The organism is Streptomyces sp. S.PNR 29, assembly GCF_030386795.1.
GTDB lineage: Bacteria > Actinomycetota > Actinomycetes > Streptomycetales > Streptomycetaceae > Streptomyces.
The window spans coordinates 59,185-76,620 of sequence record NZ_JANUQM010000004.1; the positions used below are offsets into that span (position 1 = coordinate 59,185).

Annotated in this window: 14 protein-coding genes and 1 pseudogene; 10 read left to right on the plus strand and 5 right to left on the minus strand. The window is 67.5% G+C overall.

What is annotated here, in order from left to right; all coding sequences use genetic code 11:
• The first annotated feature begins 229 nt into the window (after window positions 1-229).
• From NW895_RS12730 to NW895_RS12750, 5 genes and pseudogenes are all read left to right on the plus strand, one after another.
• The gene (locus NW895_RS12730; protein WP_289935579.1) at window positions 230-1,417 is read left to right on the plus strand and encodes a DUF5685 family protein; all 1,188 of its coding nucleotides are present in this window, start codon (window positions 230-232) and stop codon (window positions 1,415-1,417) included.
• Window positions 1,418-1,746: 329 nt separating this feature from the next.
• A complete protein-coding gene (locus tag NW895_RS12735) occupies window positions 1,747-2,649 on the plus strand; it encodes a S1 family peptidase (protein WP_289935580.1) in 903 nt (300 codons plus the stop codon).
• Window positions 2,650-2,874: 225 nt separating this feature from the next.
• Window positions 2,875-3,747 carry a slipin family protein gene (locus tag NW895_RS12740; RefSeq protein WP_289935581.1) on the plus strand — a complete coding sequence of 291 codons (873 nt, stop codon included), beginning with the start codon at window positions 2,875-2,877 and terminating at the stop codon, window positions 3,745-3,747.
• Window positions 3,748-4,047: 300 nt separating this feature from the next.
• On the plus strand, window positions 4,048-5,130 hold the full coding sequence (locus NW895_RS12745) for a S1 family peptidase (protein WP_289935582.1): 1,083 nt from the start codon (window positions 4,048-4,050) through the stop codon (window positions 5,128-5,130).
• Between the two features lie 234 nt (window positions 5,131-5,364).
• Window positions 5,365-7,076, plus strand: a pseudogene (locus tag NW895_RS12750) (PHP domain-containing protein); the annotation flags it as partial.
• 316 nt (window positions 7,077-7,392) lie between these two features.
• Here NW895_RS12750 and NW895_RS12755 read toward each other — a convergent pair.
• Window positions 7,393-8,508, minus strand: coding sequence for an XRE family transcriptional regulator (locus NW895_RS12755; RefSeq protein WP_289935583.1), 1,116 nt, complete (start codon window positions 8,506-8,508; stop codon window positions 7,393-7,395).
• 245 nt (window positions 8,509-8,753) lie between these two features.
• Between NW895_RS12755 and NW895_RS12760 the strand changes: the two genes are divergently transcribed.
• From NW895_RS12760 to NW895_RS12780, 5 genes are read left to right on the plus strand one after another with little or no spacing between them, the layout of a single operon-like run.
• Window positions 8,754-9,659 (plus strand): AAA family ATPase, encoded by a 906-nt coding sequence (locus tag NW895_RS12760; protein ID WP_289935584.1) that lies wholly within the window; start codon window positions 8,754-8,756, stop codon window positions 9,657-9,659.
• A gap of 19 nt (window positions 9,660-9,678) precedes the next feature.
• Window positions 9,679-10,125, plus strand: a complete 447-nt coding sequence (locus NW895_RS12765) for a hypothetical protein (protein ID WP_289935585.1) — start codon at window positions 9,679-9,681, stop codon at window positions 10,123-10,125.
• Window positions 10,122-10,625 carry a hypothetical protein gene (locus NW895_RS12770; RefSeq protein ID WP_289935586.1) on the plus strand — a complete coding sequence of 168 codons (504 nt, stop codon included), beginning with the start codon at window positions 10,122-10,124 and terminating at the stop codon, window positions 10,623-10,625. Before NW895_RS12765 ends, NW895_RS12770 begins: the two co-directional genes overlap by 4 nt.
• 25 nt (window positions 10,626-10,650) lie before the next feature.
• Window positions 10,651-11,517, plus strand: a complete 867-nt coding sequence (locus NW895_RS12775; RefSeq protein WP_289935587.1) for a CBASS oligonucleotide cyclase — start codon at window positions 10,651-10,653, stop codon at window positions 11,515-11,517.
• Window positions 11,514-12,482 (plus strand): S-4TM family putative pore-forming effector, encoded by a 969-nt coding sequence (locus NW895_RS12780; RefSeq protein ID WP_289935588.1) that lies wholly within the window; start codon window positions 11,514-11,516, stop codon window positions 12,480-12,482. The genes NW895_RS12775 and NW895_RS12780 overlap by 4 nt, the downstream gene beginning before the upstream one ends.
• A 94-nt stretch (window positions 12,483-12,576) precedes the next feature.
• Here the strand turns inward: NW895_RS12780 and NW895_RS12785 are convergent, their stop codons facing one another.
• The 4 genes from NW895_RS12785 to NW895_RS12800 all read right to left on the minus strand — a co-directional run bounded on the left by NW895_RS12785 (window position 12,577) and on the right by NW895_RS12800 (window position 17,392).
• The gene (locus NW895_RS12785) at window positions 12,577-14,316 is read right to left on the minus strand and encodes an AIPR family protein (RefSeq protein WP_289935589.1); all 1,740 of its coding nucleotides are present in this window, start codon (window positions 14,314-14,316) and stop codon (window positions 12,577-12,579) included.
• Between the two features lie 223 nt (window positions 14,317-14,539).
• Complete coding sequence (locus NW895_RS12790; protein ID WP_289935590.1) at window positions 14,540-15,997, minus strand: UvrD-helicase domain-containing protein; 1,458 nt, start codon at window positions 15,995-15,997, stop codon at window positions 14,540-14,542.
• 10 nt (window positions 15,998-16,007) lie between these two features.
• A complete protein-coding gene (locus NW895_RS12795; RefSeq protein WP_289935591.1) occupies window positions 16,008-16,511 on the minus strand; it encodes a hypothetical protein in 504 nt (167 codons plus the stop codon).
• Window positions 16,508-17,392, minus strand: coding sequence for a DUF6083 domain-containing protein (locus NW895_RS12800; RefSeq protein WP_289935592.1), 885 nt, complete (start codon window positions 17,390-17,392; stop codon window positions 16,508-16,510). The genes NW895_RS12795 and NW895_RS12800 overlap by 4 nt, the downstream gene beginning before the upstream one ends.
• Window positions 17,393-17,436: the final 44 nt, after the last annotated feature.

A 17,436-nucleotide genomic window follows, 5' to 3' on the forward strand; every position in this document is an offset into this window, starting at 1 on the left:
CGGTGCGCCAAGTGGATAGACGCCGCGCGGGGGGTTTGTGACGGTACTGGTGCACAGCGAATCCGTCGAGAGTCCGTGTGTCCCAAGGGTCTTGCCGTAAACGGATGCTGACTGTGAGTGAAATATGATTCTTGGCTGCGTACGGGTGAGGAACGCGGCGTACGGGTGAAGAGATCCGGTCGATACGATGCGTCGCTCAGCGTCATCGTGCGTACCACGGGGGAACGTCGTGTTCGGAATTGTCAGGCCCTGCCGTCACCGGCTCGGGGAGAGTCTCGCCGGCCAGTGGATGGCCCACCTGTGCGGGCTGTGTCTCGCGCTGCGCGGGGACCACGGGCAGTTGGCGCGGGTCGTGACGAACTACGACGGGCTGCTCATATCCGTCCTGACGGAGGCTCAGGCCGACCAGGGGAACGCGGGCGGGCGGCGGCGTACGGCGGGGCCGTGTCCGCTGCGCGGGATGCGCACCGCGTCCGTGGCGCACGGCGAGGGGGCGCGGCTCGCGGCGGCCGTGTCGCTGGTGCTCGCCTCGGCGAAGGTGCGGGACCACGTCGCCGACGGGGACGGGCTGCTGGCGCGCCGGCCGGTGGCGCTCGCCGCGCGCCGGATCGCCGCGAACTGGGGCGCGGCCGGGGCCCGTACCGGATCGGATGTCGGTTTCGACACCGCCGTCCTGGTCGACGCCGTGGACCGGCAGGCCGGCGTAGAGGCGCTCGCCGGCCCCGGAACCCCGCTCCTCGCCGTGACCGAGCCGACCGAGACGGCGACCGCCGCGGCCTTCGCACACACCGCGATCCTCGCCGGGCGGCCGGGGAACGCCGAGCCGCTCGCCGAGGCCGGGCGCCTCTTCGGACGGCTGGCGCACCTCCTGGACGCCGTGGAGGACCGGGAAGCTGACGCCGTGTCGGGTGCGTGGAACCCGCTCACCGCGACCGGCACGCCCCTCGCCGAGGCCCGGCGGCTCGCGGACGACGCAGTGCACGGGATTCGGCTCGCGCTGCGGGAGGTCACCTGGGGGTCAGGGAACTCCCCGGAAAAGCGCGGCGCGGACGCGAAGCTCGCGCACCTGCTGCTGGTGCACGAGTTGCGCCGCTCGGTCGACCGGGCCTTCGGCACCGCCTCCTGTGCCCACGGCGCCGGTCCCCACTCCCCGCCCGGCGGCCCGGGCGCTCCGCTGCCTCCACAGCCGCCGCACCGCGACCGGCGCGGGCTGCTCGCGGGATGCGCCGTGTGGCTGGGGCTGGCCTGTACGTGCCAGCTGTGCTGCGGCACGTACGAGGACCCCTGGTCGCGCGAGCGCAAGCAAGGCCCCTGCACCAACTGCGACTGCGACTGCGGCGGCTGCAGCGACTGCTGCGGTTGCTGCGAATGCTGCGGCAACTGCTGCGACGGCTGTGACTGCGGCTGCGACTGCTGAGCGGGCGTCGACCCGCCGTCAGTCCTTCAACCCCGGCGGCGAGATCCGCAGGACGGGAGTTGACGTTGCAGGTGATGCAGGAGTTGACGTGCAGCCCAAGGCGACCCGCCTCGAAAAATCACCCGCAGGACGGACAACTCGCACAGGTGGCTCAAAGGCTGACGGCCGAAAGGCACCCTTGCGCCCGTCGGCCGCGCCACCGAATACTCGCCCCAGCGCTTGTCAGGGGCACAACCTATCCGGAATGCGGACCACAAGAGCCCCTGGCTGCGCCTCACGGGCCCACAACCCCACGCGGGCCCCCGACTTCCCCTGTGGAGGAACGAAAAGTGAGGATCAAGCGCACCACTCCCCGTAGCGGTTTTTCGAGACGGACCCGGCTGATCGCCGTTTCCACCGGGCTCGTGGCCGCCGCCGCGATCGCGGTCCCCAGCGCGAACGCCGACACCCCCACCACTTTCAGCAGCGCCCAGCTCAAGAGCGTCAGCGGCTCGGTGCTCAAGGCCGACGTCCCGGGCACCGCCTGGGCGGTCGACTCCAAGACCAACCGTGTCGTCGTCACCGTCGACAGCACGGTCTCCCAGGCCGAGATAGCGAAGATCAAGAAGCAGGCCGGCGCCAACGCCGAGGCCATCACGATCAAGCACACCCCCGGCAAGTTCAACAAGCTGATCCAGGGCGGCGACGCCATCTATGCGAGTAGCTGGCGCTGCTCCCTCGGCTTCAACGTCCAGAACAGCAGCGGCACCCAGTACTTCCTGACCGCCGGTCACTGCACCGACGGCGCGGGCACCTGGTACTCCAACTCCGGCCGCACCACGGTCATCGGCTCGACCACCGGTTCGAGCTTCCCGGGCAACGACTACGGCATCGTGCGGTACAGCGGGTCCGTCAGCAGGCCCGGCACCGCGAACGGCGTGGACATCACCCGCGCGGCCACCCCGAGCGTGGGCACCACCGTCATCCGCGACGGCTCCACGACCGGCACCCACAGCGGCCGGGTCACCGCCCTGAACGCGACCGTCAACTACGGCGGCGGCGACATCGTCTCCGGCCTGATCCAGACCACGGTCTGCGCCGAGCCCGGCGACTCCGGCGGCCCGCTCTACGGCAGCAACGGCACCGCGTACGGTCTGACCTCCGGCGGCAGCGGCAACTGCACCTCGGGCGGCACGACCTTCTTCCAGCCGGTCACCGAGGCCCTGAGCGCCTACGGCGTCAGCGTCTACTAGGCCCTACCGGCCCTACCGGCCCTACCGGCCCTACCGGCCCTACCGGCCCTACCGGCCCTGCCGGCAGCCGGCTGCGCGACGAGCCCCCGCACGCCAGCGGCGTGCGGGGGCTCGCCCGTGTACGGGCACGGAGTTACCGTCGAAGCACACACCAGGAGCGCGCCCGCGGCACCGGGGCGTGAGCACGCCTGATGCGCCCACTTCGGAGCTCTTAAGGGGGCCGTGATGGTCGAGGAGCTGGTGACGGCGGCAGTGACGGTGGCATCCGCCGGAGCGGTGTACGTGGTGGCGGCGGCGCGGGTCGTCAAGCAGTACGAACGGGGTGTGGTGTTCCGGCTCGGCAAGCTGCGTTCCGAGGTGCGCGGGCCCGGGTTCACCATGATCGTTCCGCTGGTGGACCGGCTGCGCAAGGTCAACCTGCAGATCGTGACCATGCCGGTGCCCGCGCAGGAGGGCATCACCCGGGACAACGTCACGGTGCGGGTGGACGCCGTCGTCTACTTCAAGGTCGTGGACGCCGCGGAGGCCGTGGTGAAGGTCGAGGACTACAGGTTCGCGGTCTCGCAGATGGCGCAGACCTCGCTGCGGTCGATCATCGGCAAGAGCGACCTGGACGATCTGCTGTCGAACCGGGAGAAGCTGAACCAGGGTCTGGAGCTGATGATCGACAGTCCGGCGATCGGCTGGGGCGTGCAGATCGACCGGGTGGAGATCAAGGACGTGTCGCTGCCCGAGACCATGAAGCGGTCCATGGCCCGGCAGGCCGAGGCCGACCGGGAGCGCCGGGCCCGGGTGATCAACGCCGACGCCGAGCTGCAGGCGTCGAAGAAGCTGGCCGAGGCGGCGCAGCAGATGTCCGAGACGCCCGCCGCGTTGCAACTGCGGCTGTTGCAGACGGTGGTGGCGGTGGCCGCGGAGAAGAACTCGACGCTGGTGCTGCCGTTCCCCGTGGAGCTGCTGCGGTTCCTGGAGAAGGCCCAGCAACAGGTGCCCCAGCAGGCACCGGGAGTGTCCCGGCAGTCGGTGCAGGAGCAACTTCCGCCCCTCGTCGCCCCGGTGGATCCGGACCTTGAGGGGACGAAATCCAGCCAGGACTAGACCTCACGGAGTGCGTGCAGATTACTCGGGGTAACGTTTGCACTGCAGAAGCCGCCTGACGTTCCGTCCGATTTGACCGTGGACGGTCAAAGTTGAGGGGGCGCGTGCCGCGCAATCTACGCGCGTCCTGAAGTCGACCTTGTGCGCTCCCTGTCGTCCTCGGAATAGTGGGCGCCGTTCAACCGGCACGGACGCGTCGACGCGCGGCATTTTGTCGTGCGCAGGCTCCGTGGCCGTACGCCTTCCGGTTCGTGAGGTCCCCACAACCTCCCGGGCCGACCCCCCACAGGAGGACGTCAGTTGAAGCACCGACGCATACCCAGGCGGCGTGTGGCCGTGGCAGGTGCGGGCATCGCCGCACTGGTCGCCGCGGGAGTCACTTTGCAGTCCGCGAACGCCAGTGAGACCCCGAAGGCCTCCATGCCCGAGACCCTGTCGGTCACGGCGGCCGGAAAGCTCGCCTCGACGCTCGCCAAGGACCTCGGCGCGGACGCGGCGGGTACGTACTACGACGCGAAGACCAAGAAGCTCGTGGTGAACGTGCTGGACAAGACCGCCGCGCAGACCGTCGAGGCGGCCGGGGCCCAGGCGAGAATCGTGGAGAACTCCCTCGCCGAGCTGAAGAGCGCCCGCAGCACCCTCAAGCAGGACGCGACCATTCCGGGAACCTCCTGGGTGACCGACCCGACGACCAACAAGGTCGTCGTCACCGCCGACCGCACGGTCTCCAAGGCCGAGTGGGCGAAGCTCTCCAAGGTCGTCGACGGCCTCGGTGCCACGGCGGAACTCCAGCGCACCAAGGGGGAGTTCAAGCCCTTCATCGCCGGCGGCGACGCCATCACCGGTGGCAGCGGGCGCTGCTCGCTCGGCTTCAACGTGGTCAAGGGCGGTGAGCCCTTCTTCCTGACCGCCGGGCACTGCACGGAGTCCATCTCCACCTGGTCGGACTCCAGCGGCAGCGAGATCGGCACCAACCAGGACTCCAGCTTCCCGGGTGACGACTACGGTCTGGTCAAGTACACCGCCGACGTGGCCCACCCGAGCGAGGTGAACCTCTACAACGGTTCCACGCAGAAGATCACGGGCGCGGCCGAGGCCACCGTCGGCATGAAGGTGACCCGCAGCGGCTCCACGACCCAGGTGCACGACGGCACGGTCACCGGGCTGGACGCCACCGTGAACTACGGCAACGGCGACGTCGTCAACGGGTTGATCCAGACCGACGTCTGCGCCGAACCCGGCGACAGCGGCGGCTCGCTCTTCTCGGGGAGCAACGCGATCGGGCTCACCTCCGGCGGCAGCGGTGACTGCACCTCGGGTGGCGAGACCTTCTTCCAGCCGGTCACCGAGGCGCTGTCGGCGACCGGTACGCAGATCGGCTGATCCCCCCGAGGTTCCGTGAGGTCCCGCCCCGCGCGCGAGGGGCGGGACTTTCGCGTTGCGTCTGCGGTCGCGTCGCGGGAGGGGTCGGCAGTCGGGCTGCCCGGGCGTTTGCGCAGGTGGGGTGGGGGTGGACTCTTGTCGTACACGCATTCGAAAATTGGTCTATGGTGGGGGTGAGGTAGCTGGGAACAGACGTTCGAGGGATCGTCGGGTCCATGAGTGCGGGAGGTGCGTGTGCCGGGGTTCACGCATCTGCACACCGTCTCCGGGTTCTCCCTGCGCTACGGTGCCTCGCACCCGGAACGGCTGGCCGAGCGTGCCTCGGAGCGGGGGATGGACGCCCTCGCCCTGACGGACCGCGACACTCTGGCGGGCACGGTCCGCTTCGCCAAGGCCTGCGCCAAGGCGGGGCTCCGTCCGCTGTTCGGTGCCGAGCTGGCGGTGGCGGGGCCCGAGCCCGTGCGGGGGGATGCGTCCGTACGGCGGGAGCGGCGTCCGGCACCCGTGCGTGGCGGTGCCTTCATCGACGAGTCGGCCCCGCGCGTCACCTTCCTCGCCCGGGACGGTGCCCGCGGCTGGGCCGACCTGTGCCGGCTGGTGTCCGCCGCCCATACCGCGGCGGGAACCCCCCTTGTGACCTGGGCCGACAATCACGCCGACGGCGTGACCGTCCTGCTCGGCCCCGGCTCCGATGTCGGCCGCGCCCTCGCCGCGGGCCGTCCGGACCGTGCGGCCAGGCTCCTCGCGCCCTGGCGGGAGGTCTACGGCGACGCTCTGCGGCTGGAGGCCGTCTGGCACGGGCGGAAAGGCACGGGGCCCGGCTCCCTGCGGCTTGCCGCCCGTACCGTCGGCTTCGCCGCCGAGCAGCGCGTCCGGCCGGTGCTCAGCAATGCCGTCCGGTACGCCGACCCCGGCCTGGGGCCGGTCGCCGATGTCCTGGACGCCGCCCGCCGTCTGGTGCCCGTCGACCCCACCAAGGAGCTGGACTCCGGTGAGGCCTGGCTGAAGGACGCGGGCGCGATGCGGCACGCGGCCGAGCGGATCGTCGAGGCCGCGGGCTACCGGCGGGAAGCCGCCCACCGCCTGCTGGAGCAGACGCAGGAGACCGCCTTCGAGTGTGTCGTCGACCCCGAGGACGACCTCGGTATCGGTACCGTCCACTTCCCCGAGCCGCACCTCGTCGGCGCGGGACGCCGCACCGCCCAGCGGACGCTGGCCTCCCGGGCGGCGGCGGGGATGGTGCTGCGCGGTTATGCGGGGCGGCGGGAGTACTGGGAGCGGGTGCACCACGAGCTGGACATCATCGCCCACCACGGCTTCGCCTCCTATTTCCTGACAGTGGCTCAGGTAGTGGACGACGTGCGGGAGATGGGTGTCCGGGTCGCCGCGCGCGGCTCCGGCGCCGGCTCCCTCGTCAACCACCTCCTCGGCATCGCGCACGCCGACCCGGTCGAGCAGGGGCTGCTGATGGAGCGGTTCCTGTCGAAGGAGCGGGTCGTCCTGCCCGACATCGACATCGACGTGGAGTCCGCGCGCCGCCTGGAGGTCTACCGGGCGATCATCGGCCGGTTCGGCACCGAGCGGGTCGCGACGGTCTCGATGCCGGAGACGTACCGGGTGCGGCACGCGATCCGTGACGTCGGTGCCGCCCTGTCCATGGACCCCGCCGACATCGACCGCATCGCCAAGTCGTTCCCGCACATCCGGGCGCGGGATGCCCGGGCCGCGCTGGAGGAGCTGCCCGAACTCAGGCAGCTGGCGGAGGAGCTTCAGCGGGAAGGGGCGCGGTACGGCAAGCTGTGGGAGCTGGTCGAGGCCCTCGACGCCCTCCCGCGCGGTGTCGCCATGCATCCGTGCGGGGTGCTGCTGTCCGACGCCTCCCTCCTGGCCCGTACCCCGTGTAGGGGGCGAGGCTTCATGCGCAATACGAGCGTTCTGACCTGCAGTTCCAGAAAACATGCGCAACGGATCCGGTCCGGTCGTCCGAGGCAAATGCGCAACCCGCGAAGCCCGTGAAATCTGACCATCACGCGCTGTGAGACGCACAGCCTGTGGCGTCAGGAGGAGTTTCGGGCCCAGCGCGCCATCGACGTCGGACACTCCAGCAACTGTTCGTCCGCGGCACGAGGCGCCTGGGTATCCCATGAAGTGAGCAGGGAAGTCGTACTCACCGACCGAGCCGGGCTCATGGAACTACGTCGGCGCCGGGACGACCACCACTTCGGCCTCATGACATGGGGACTGAGTGACCGGGTCAGTAGGTCAAAACTCCACGCGAGGTCGTTCGCTGATATCCCTGCTGAGCAGGTTCCGAACGTCGGCTTCCGGAAGTCCGGAACGATTGATGAAATCGGCGAAGGAGATGCCGGTTGTTTCCATGAGCTCTAGCGCGCGTTCCAAGAGTACAGGAGCCTCGGGATTCCCTAGGGGGCCTGGCTCTACTTTCCTCCATCCTCGAACGGACAAGGCTTTCCACCCCTGCGCGTAGGTGTGTTCGCTCATGACGCCGAGCGTTTTTGCCCTGACCAGGAGAGCGGCTAGTGAAACGTGCCACTTCGCTTTCAAGCGGAGAAATTCGGGCCAGTCGAGTCGTTCCGGAAGCTCGGATTTGATGTCGTCGGCTGGCATGAGGAACGCGGCGGCGAACTCGTGGGCTTGGCTCTCGGTGACCTTGTCGCCAATTTTTCCGGTGAGGCCATGCAAGACCAGGTGGCCTAGCTCGTGAGCCGCATCGAAGCGGGAACGGTCGCGCAGTCCCTTGTCGGCCCCGAGAGCAATAATGGGCCGATCAGGAAAGTCGACGCAGAATGCATCAACTTTTTCAATACTGACACGGAAGCGGACGACAATAATTCCGTTCTTTTCCAGCAGTCGCACGACATTTTGGACTGGACCGGGTGGGACGTTCCAGTGGTCACGAACCTGGGCTGCTGCTTGTTCGATATCGGCGGCCTGAAGAGGCTGTCCTTCGCCGATTGGGACGCGCGGCAGATTGAGGTCGGGCAACGCGACGTGTTTTTCGAGCTCAAGCGCGAGTTCCCGTGCGAGGTGCACGTGCGCGAGCGCTTGTTGGCGATCCCGAGGGGAGGTGGATCGAAGGCTGCGGAAGAAGCCGTTGACCTGATCCTGAGCAGGGGGACGGGCTGGGGCGGCGAAGAACGACGGCGGTACCCGCAAGGCGACTGCGAGACGGCGAAGCGTCGATGTGGCGGGCTTCGTGTGTCCGGTCTCGAACTGGCTGATCGAGGCCGCGGTGACAGAGCCGACTTCCCGGGCCAGTTGCACCTGGGTGAGCCCACGGAGTTCGCGTGCCATTCGCAGTCGGGCGCGATCGAACAGGGCTGCGATGTCGCCGGGGTCCAGTTGCGGGTCGTTCACGTCGCTCGTCTCCGGGCCAGTCGACGTCCACCGATCAGCGGACGATTCTCGATCTTGAATGCTCCGCTCGCATCTTAGGCACACCTTGGTTACCGGTCGGTCAAATCACTCGGCTCCAGCGGAACACGCCCGAGTGAAGTGTGTCGAGTTGCATCCCCGGCGTGTCGTGTACTCTACCGAAAACATGGAAGATGATGTTCAGATCTGAGGTGACCCACCGCGCGTGGGGGGATGGAGTTGAGGGGATGCGGGTTCAGGAGTGCGTGCTGTCGGACGAGGTGATCACCGCCGACTCAGCAGAGGCCGGGTTGTGGGACGCCATCGTGGTGCCGGAGGAGATCAAGGAGCGGTTGCGCAACCAGACCGTGTTGTCCCTGCTCGTGCGGCCTGACCTGCCGTTCACGGTGACTGCGTTGCACGGCTTGTGCACGCTCTACGGTCCTCCCGGCACCGGCAAGACCACCCTGGCACGGGGCTTGCCGGCGCAGGTCGCCCGCTACGTCGCCGGAGGCGGGGTCCGGCGGATCGAGATCAATCCGCACGGGCTGATGAGCGCCGAGCACGGGCAGTCGCAGCAGCGGGTCAGCGAGCTGCTCGGCGAGTACGTGCCGGGTCTCGCGTCGGATGGCGTGCCGACCGTGGTGATCCTCGACGAGGTGGAGTCGATGGCAGTCGCCCGTTCGGCGGCGTCGCTGGCCGCCAACCCGGCCGATGTACACCGCGCCACCGACGCGGTGCTCACGGCCTTGGATCTCAACGCCGCCGAGCACCCGCACCTGTTCTTCGTCGCAACCAGCAACTTCACCACCGCCCTGGACGAGGCGTTCCTTTCCCGCTCCGACGCCGCCATCCTCGTCCCGCTTCCCGAGCCGGAGGCGCTGCGGAAGATCCTGGCCTCCACGCTGCTGATGCTGGCCGACAAGTACCCCGCCTTGGGTGAGCTGGCGCGCTCCTCGGCGGTGGTCCGCATCGCCGAGGCGGCTCACGGGCTGGACGGCCGCCGTACGCGCAAGGTGGTCTTCGAAGCCCTGGCTCAGCGGCTGGACACGGTGCTGGACCCCGGCAGCCTCACCGAAGACGACCTGGCCGCCGCGGTGCACAACGCCGTCGCGGAGATGAGGGAGCCGGAGGTGTCCCGTGCGGCGCACTAGGGAGGTGGCGGCCTCCCCCGTGCGTAGCGCCAGCGGAACCTGGGCGGTGATCTCGGACCTCGTGGCGGACACGGTGGCGCAGTCCTCCGCGCTGTCCCGCGACGAGGCGGTGCAGGCGATGTCGGCCGCTGAGGCGGTCGGGCGGATGCTGATCGCTGCAGGGCACTTGCAGCAGCACCCGATCACCCTGGTGGCCGGCAAGGTGCACTGCGAGATCACGACGGTGTCCGGCACGGCGGCGCTCACATTGGAGGAGAACCTCAACCCCGTCCCCGGCGCGGCGGGCGCCGACGATTTCACGATCCACCTGCCGTCGCCGGTTCCGCTCCAGGAGCAGGTGAAGGCAGCCGTCGGCGGTCACGCCCGCTTGTCTGACGCTGTCCCGCCCGCTCCGGAGACGAAGGCTTCCAACTCCGGTCCGCTGATCGACCGTGAGGCTCTGCGACGGGCGGTGACTCAGCGATGACCTCCACGTACACCTATAGCTACACCCGGACCCACACCGCCACGCACCTAACCGACGTCATTCTCGGCGCCATCAGCGACATCCTCGCCGACCTGGGGATCAACATGGACCGGATGCGCCGCGACTGGGTGCAGAACGAGAACGCGATCAAGGCGTGGATCGAGGAGGGCTCTCTCGACACGGTCGTCCTCGAGTGCCACCAGCCCTCGGGCGCCGTGGCACCAGTGATCGAGTTCCCGGTGTCCTACACCACCTCCGGCAACGGCAACGCCGAGTTCACCGCCTCCCGCGCCCGAGCCGCCCGGTTCCGAGCCAAGTTCGACCGGGTGCCCCCGGGCACCACCTACCGGCTGTTCTGCACCTTCAACGGGCCGCGCACCCCGCAACCAGGTTGGGGCCCCGGCCATCGGGCGAGCATCGACGGCCTGCGCGGCATCACCTTCGGCACCCTTGGCTCCGCCCCGCACGCCTCGACCGGCATGCGGTACTACCACACCTGAGACCACGAGCAGGGGACACAGCGCTATGGGATACATCGACGACGCCTTCGCCAACCTCAAGCACAACCTGGAGATCACCCAGACCGAGCAGAACCTGGCGAAGGCACGGCACGAGGCCATTCGAGACTTCGTCCGGTCGCACTGGGACCTCGCCGACGACTTCCTCACCGGCAGTTACCGGCGCGACACCAAGACGAAGAAGCTCAAGGACATCGACATCTTCGTGGTCCTCGATGCCAACGGCTCCCAGGCCGGCTTCCGCGATCAGGCCCCCATCCAAGTGATCAACGCACTGGAGACCCTGCTCCGTCAGAAGTGGAGCGCCGCCGCCCACGACGGCATGGCCGTCGTCATCCCCTACGGCTCCGACGACGAGGTCATGTCGATCGACGTAGTTCCCGCCTTCAAGCGAGAGGACGGCGGCTACTACATCCCCAATCCCTCGGCAGGGGACTGGATCGCGACCAACCCCAAGCGCCACCACGAGCTGAGTATCGCCAAGAACGGCGACTGCGACGGCAAGTACGTGCCCTTCGTCAAGATGGTCAAGGGCATCAACCGCGAACTCGGCGAGCCCGTGTCGCCCTCCTTCCTGCTGGAGGTCATGGCTCAGTCGCTGGTGAAACCGCCGATCGGGCGGTACCAAGACGAGATCGTTCTGTTCCTGGCCACAGCCGCCGAACGCATCGGCGACGAGTGGCCCGACCCTGCTGGCCTGGGCGGTGACGTCAACGACGTCATGAACGCGACCCAGAAACTCGCCGCGGCCAACGCGCTCGACCAGGCCCGAGCCATCGCGGAACAGGCGGTCGACCTGGAGGACGAGGAGCAGGAACGCGCCGCCTACGACGAGTGGAAGAAGCTGTTCGGGAACCGGATGACCAGGCCATGAACCTCTCCATCGACCCCGACGGCGTCCGCGGGATCCCGTCTCGGGCCATCCACGAGCGGCAACTCGACGACGACATGCTGCTCCTCCAACGCGCCGCGTCGGCAAGCCACCAACGCGGCCAACTCCTCGAAGCCGTGCGTGTCACCGCCGCCGTCGCGCTCGCCGCCGCCGGCGTCCTGATCACGCTGATCGGCCACGGCCGGACAGCCGTCTCGATCGTCGGGTTCTTCTGGTTCGTCGTCTCCGCGTTCCTGCTCAAGGGCCTCGCCGGGAACACCGCCCGCCAGGGCGCGCTGCTCCAGGAGATGTTCGACACCGCCCTGTTCCACTTGCCGTGGCGCGCCACCGTTGCAGGCGACCCCATCCCCGAACCAGACGTCCGCCGTCTCGCGCGCAAGCTCCCGCGAGGCGGCGCGAAGGACAAGCGCATCACCGACGGCTGGTACGACCCCACCAACGACGTCCACCACCCCTACGACGTGTTCATCGCTCAGGAACAGAACCTCGCCTGGGACGCCCGCCTCCGCCGCCGCTACAGCCACCTCATCGCCGCTACCGCGATGCTGTGGGCCGCCGTCGGCCTCGTCGCCGGTCTGGTGGTCGCGGACGCCACTCTGGGCGACACCCTCCTCAGCTTCTTCGTCCCGTCCCTGGCGGCCTACCAGATTGCCTACGAGATCTGGTCCGGCCAACGCAAGGTGGCCGAGGAACGCGACCGACTCACCAAGGTCGTCAACACCGAGCTACACAACGGACGCCCCGGCCCCATTCCCGACGACGAATGGCACCGCCTACGGAACGTCGCACGAGACGTGCAGGACGGCGTGCTCCGCACCCGCCTGGACACCACCCGAGTACCCGAGTGGTTCTACAAACGGTTCCGCGGCGACGACGAACGCGACTTCGGCGACACCGCAGAAGGCCACCGCGTTCGCCTCGCCCAAAAAACATCCCCACCTCCATAGTCCGCTGGGCGGGACGCTCCAAGCTACTCAGTGAACCGCGGGCACTGAAAAGGGAGAGGTGACAGGCCCGAATCTGAAATCTAGTTTCCGCCGGTTAACGTTCGATGTGGTATCGGCTTTGGGAGATGACGGCCTGGCGGAGTTTGGCGGTGAAGTCTGGTGTGCGGGCGATGCGGTCCACACCGCCGGCTTTGCTCTGACGCAGGGCGCTTTTGAAGTTCTGCTCCAGCGTGCCCGTCATGCGGGACATGAGGTCGTCGCTGAGGTGGTCGAGGTCAATGTTGAGCAAGTCCCGCGGGGTGGGCTGCCTCAGCCTGGTCAGGGTGTGGGCGGACATGGCTGCCAGGGGGTAGAGCCAGTTCTCTAGGGTTTCTCCCAGCAGGGGCCGGTCTTCGGTGTACTGAGCGAGGAAGGTTCGTAGGCGGGTGTGGACATCGAGGCATAGGCGGTAGATGTCCAGGTCGTGGCGGGAGGAGAAGATCTGGGCGTAGTGCTGGTCGTCCAGTAGCAATGCGTCCGAGTGCCGCAGGGCGGTGTGTGGTTCGCGCAGGACGAAGGCGGTGAACTCCCGGGCCAGGCGGGTCATGCTGATGACCCGGTCAAGGGGGAAGCCGAGGTTGCGGTAGTAGCTGGCGCGGCGTTCGTAGTAGTAACCACCGGCGTGGCCCAGGCTTTCCTCGATGTCCTTCTGGATGGCTTCGGTGGCTCGCAGGGCGCCCGCCGGTAGCTGCGTCTGGCTGTTCGTGGCTCGGATGATGCGGTCGCGGGCGGTACCGGACTCTGGTGCGACCACGATCTTGACCAGAAGGGAGCGGTCGCGGTGCTGGCCGCCGTTCTGAAAATAGCTGTAGATCTCATGGCTGGTCTGCAGCCCGTTGACGATCTGCGGCTCTTTGACGACGATCCTTTTACCTGCGATCTGGGCAGCGTCGGCGACCACGGTGACACCGTTGTTGAACCACCAGAAGTCCTCGCCCGTACCGGACTTGAGCGTCTCGCCGATGGCGTTGTTCACCGCAGTAGACCCAGCGTAGTCGCGCACGTTCGATTCGAACAGTTCCAGTCGGAGTGCTTCATTGTCCGAGGTGATGAAGCGGTAGTACTCGTCCAGGCGGGCCAGGCAAACGTATCCTTCGCCGAGCGAGGTGCTCATCGGGGTTTCGGTGAACACCAACTGCGCGACCGCTTTGGCACCTCGGGCGGTGCGTTCGCGTAGGTCAGCGGCGTTGAGGTACTCCAGCTCTGCCTTGGTGTCCGAAGTGATCTTCGCGAGCTCTCGCCGCAGCCGATCTCCCTTGGCCTTCACGTTGGGGTGCGGCGTCTCGGCGGCTTTGTTGGCGTAGATCACCTTGATGCGGACCTGCGGGAACGACGACGCCAGCTCTTCGAGGATGTGTAGGAAGCGCCGTGTGCGGTCCAGGAGCTTGGCGTTCGTGTGTGCGACCAGGTCATCTTCGTCCCGGCTCATATCCAGCAGCGTCGGCAGATGGAAGTGCAGCTTCTCGACCACGGTCTCCTGGTAGCCCGTCGAGGTCTTGGCTTGCAGGATCACCAATTCGATCTTGCCGGCACGCGACGGCAGGAACTGATGGGCATCGGCGGTGACGTAGCGCTCATCCACGAAAGTCCAGATGCCATCGATGCCGCAGTCGTGAGCACCGTCCACGATCCCGTCCATGATTTCGTCGTTGTCGAGGTCCCAGTCCTGCAGGGCCTTGTCGGCAGCGAAGAACGTGAAGAAGTCGTCCCTGCTCTTGTCCGGTGCCAGCTTCCGATGCTGGTCCTCCAGGATGCGGTCGAGTAGCCGCTGGTCGTTGTTCTGTACGGACGTCATACAGCACCACCCCCACCAAGGCGTCAAACCCGGACAACGATGTTGGCAGGCGGGTTGGGCCGTGAACAGCCCGCGCGCTGCCGAAAGTTGGGGAAAACTGCTGGTGTCTTGGGTGAGCGAGCCCCTCAAAAGTCCGGTTCTTAGGGCACTGTAGATCCCTGCAAGCTCAATCGAGGTCCTTGGCGTGCTTGTGACGGCGGTGGCACGGAAAGGTGATGGGCAATCAGTTTCCAAGGTGGCTGTCGATCCAGGACAGTCCACCAAGGTCGAGATGGCGACGCGCTCGGGTGACCGCGACATAGGCGAGACGGGCGTCAGTATCGCTGACAGGTTCAGGGATAGGACGGCTTTCGGAGTCCTGTTGGTCGGAGTCCTTGGGAGGTGGGAAATCGTCACCGATCCGAACCGTTGGCCATTCGCGGCCTTTGGCTTTGTGAGCGGTGGAGACGATTACGTCGGCATCGTCCTCGTCGGTGAGCTTGTCGACCGCCGCGAGGATCGCCTCGGGACCGTGCGTGTCGACTAGATCGACGAAGGGCTGAAGGTCGCCGCCAGCGGGGTCGTACGCCGCGTAGTCCTGGACTTCGCCCCAGGAAGCGAAGAGGACGAGTTCGGGATGGCTGGTTCGGCGGCCTTCTTTGAGGTCGCGAGCCGCCAACGCCAGTGCGGAGAGTGTGTGTCCACCACGGGCCAGTGCCACTCGGCGGCCTTCGGAGAGGAGCCGCATCACCTCGGCCATGGCACCAATGTTGGTGCGGCACAGTACCGCGTCCGGGTTTTCGATGTCTCCGACCTTGGTCGGAATGGTTTCGCTTCCGGTCAGCCGGATGGGCGCCTCGGCGAGTTCGAGCCAGCGGTTGGCCTGTTCGGCAAGGAGAGGGCCGAAGCGGAAGGAGCGAGTCAGGGTGAGAGCGGTGGCGTCAAAGCCGGTCATCACGTCGCGGGCGCCGCGCCAGCCGTAGATGGCCTGGGCGGAGTCGCCGACCATGACGAGTTGGGCATGGCCGCGCTGGGCGTTGAAGACTTGTTCCAGGACAGGGTTGGTGTCCTGGGCTTCGTCGAGGAAGAGGAAGTCTGCCTCGATCTTGGGTTCCGTCAGGGCCCACATCTTCAGGTAGTGGTCATGTTCGAAGCGGACCACACCCTGCTCGGGGTTTTGCAGATCGGCCCAGGCCTTGGCTGCGAACGGCAGGACAGCGTCGGCAAGTTGGGTGTGCTCGGCCTGTGCCGTCAGGCGCCGGATACGCGGTACATGATGACGGTCCAGGGCCCGGTCGGCGGAGTAGCAGAAGCGGGTCACGGCGCGCAGCACCGTGTGGGAGAGGGTCTTGTGGCTGATCTCCTGATCGCCGATGCGGATGGGTTTGGTGATGCCGAGTGCCTGGCCGGCCTTCCAGGCTGGTTGGCGAGGGCCGTTGAGGCGGCTGGCGTAGCGGTGGCCCAGCGCAGCGAACGCGGTCGCGTGCGCTGTCTTGCACATAACCGTCCGAGGGAACCGCGTGGCGGCGTCGCTGGCGATGTCCTTGTTGAAGGCAAGGTATCGACCACGTCGTTTGGTGCTGACGGCGAGCAGCGCGAGGGTAGTGGTCTTGCCGGTGCCGGCTCCCGCTTGCAGGACGAGGTGGTGTCCTGCTCGGAAGGTGTCAGCGGCTTGGACCTGCTCGTCGGTCGGAGTGGGCACAAAGGGCTCCTCAGGAAGGGGAGGCGGATGACTTGCTGCTGGGCAGGCAGGTGCGATGGCTGAGGAGCATGCTCGCTGCTCCGAGCAGCAGTTCTTCCGCGGTGTGTTGGTCCAGAAGCCCATTCAGATGGGTCGTCAGTCGGCGGGCGCGCTCTTCTTGGTGTCGGGCGACGGCATCGGTCACGGTCTGGCTGAGGAAGTCACGGGGCCGTTGACCGCCGGCTGCCGCAGCCCGATGGATGATGGTGCGGGCCTCGTGACTGAGAGCGAAGTTCACCAGGACGCAGCCCTGCCGGTCCGGGTAGTGGGTGGTGACGACGTCGATGGGCAGCGCGGCGTTGAGTCGATGACGAACTGCTCGCAGCGCGCGCCCGGGAGTCTTCGCACGCTGCACAATCAGCAGTCGAGTGTGGTCAGTGTTGCTGGCCAGAGCCACAATGCGCCCCGCACGCCGCAGTTCCCCATCGGTGGCGGGCCGGGTCAGAGTGATTTCAACGGCGTGGTGAACCGTCATGGCTGCGTCCCCTTCCTGCTCAGGCCGGCAGGGCCTGGACGCCGGGTGAGTGTCGGGAGCCGCGTATGGATGTGCTCGTGGTGGACGAGCGGATTGAAGGTCTCCCACTCAGTCACAGCCATGTCGGGCGCTGTCGGAATAGCGGAGTGCTCGGGGCAGCGTTGAGCCCTCCACCGCAACTGCTCGGCGTAAGGCAGCCCCGTGAGCACATAAACGGCCATGACCGCGCCGGGCAAAGGAAGTTGGCCATGCGCGGTAGCGGTGGACAGGAGAGCCCATACGCCTGCCGGAGCTCCGGGCGCGAGCAGCGGACTTGTGCAGCGGTGGCGTCGGCGGGTCTGGGCGACGCACTGGATTTCGTCTACGGGTCTGCTGGCGAGGTAACGGACGTACAGGAGTTGTACGACCGGCCGGGCCGGCCGACAAGCGGCAGTCGAAGAGCCTTCGGCGCTCGGCCGTGCGGAGGGGGGAACGAAGATGCCGCGGTCGATCAGACGGCGGGTACTGACTGCCAGAGCGCGCCGCAGCTCTGTCAGTTCAGGCACATCCGGAATTGCGCTGCGGGCAGGACACAGCAGGGCGTGCGGCAGGCGGCACCAGCCGCTGCCGTCGCCCGACGGATGAGCGACGCCGCAGCTGACATGCCACTGGCAGGCAGCAGGCACCGTCTCGACAGGCAGTTCCTGAGGGTGCAGCCGGACAGGTCGCTCGTTCGTGCGGTGGTACCACTCGATTCGGTTGCCGCAATCCTGGCAGCGGTCACTCTGACCGGACCGCAGCAGACGACTGGCACTGTCGCTGCTTACCCGCAGGGACCGCCTTGCACGGACATGGACGAGGCTGCCATCCCAACGGCGTGGAAAGGGAGGTGTGGAACGCATGCGGGCGAACCTGCCAGCCAACACGCCGTCTCATGGGTGTCACC

Coding starts and splice junctions, on each gene's coding strand:
- NW895_RS12740 (WP_289935581.1), top strand. CDS start 2,875: ATGGTCGAGGAGCTGGTGACGGCGGCAGTGACGGTGGCATCCGCCGGA.
- NW895_RS12760 (WP_289935584.1), top strand. CDS start 8,754: ATGCGGGTTCAGGAGTGCGTGCTGTCGGACGAGGTGATCACCGCCGAC.
- NW895_RS12770 (WP_289935586.1), top strand. CDS start 10,122: ATGACCTCCACGTACACCTATAGCTACACCCGGACCCACACCGCCACG.
- NW895_RS12775 (WP_289935587.1), top strand. CDS start 10,651: ATGGGATACATCGACGACGCCTTCGCCAACCTCAAGCACAACCTGGAG.
- NW895_RS12780 (WP_289935588.1), top strand. CDS start 11,514: ATGAACCTCTCCATCGACCCCGACGGCGTCCGCGGGATCCCGTCTCGG.
- NW895_RS12785 (WP_289935589.1), bottom strand. CDS start 14,316: ATGACGTCCGTACAGAACAACGACCAGCGGCTACTCGACCGCATCCTG.
- NW895_RS12795 (WP_289935591.1), bottom strand. CDS start 16,511: ATGACGGTTCACCACGCCGTTGAAATCACTCTGACCCGGCCCGCCACC.
- NW895_RS12800 (WP_289935592.1), bottom strand. CDS start 17,392: ATGCGTTCCACACCTCCCTTTCCACGCCGTTGGGATGGCAGCCTCGTC.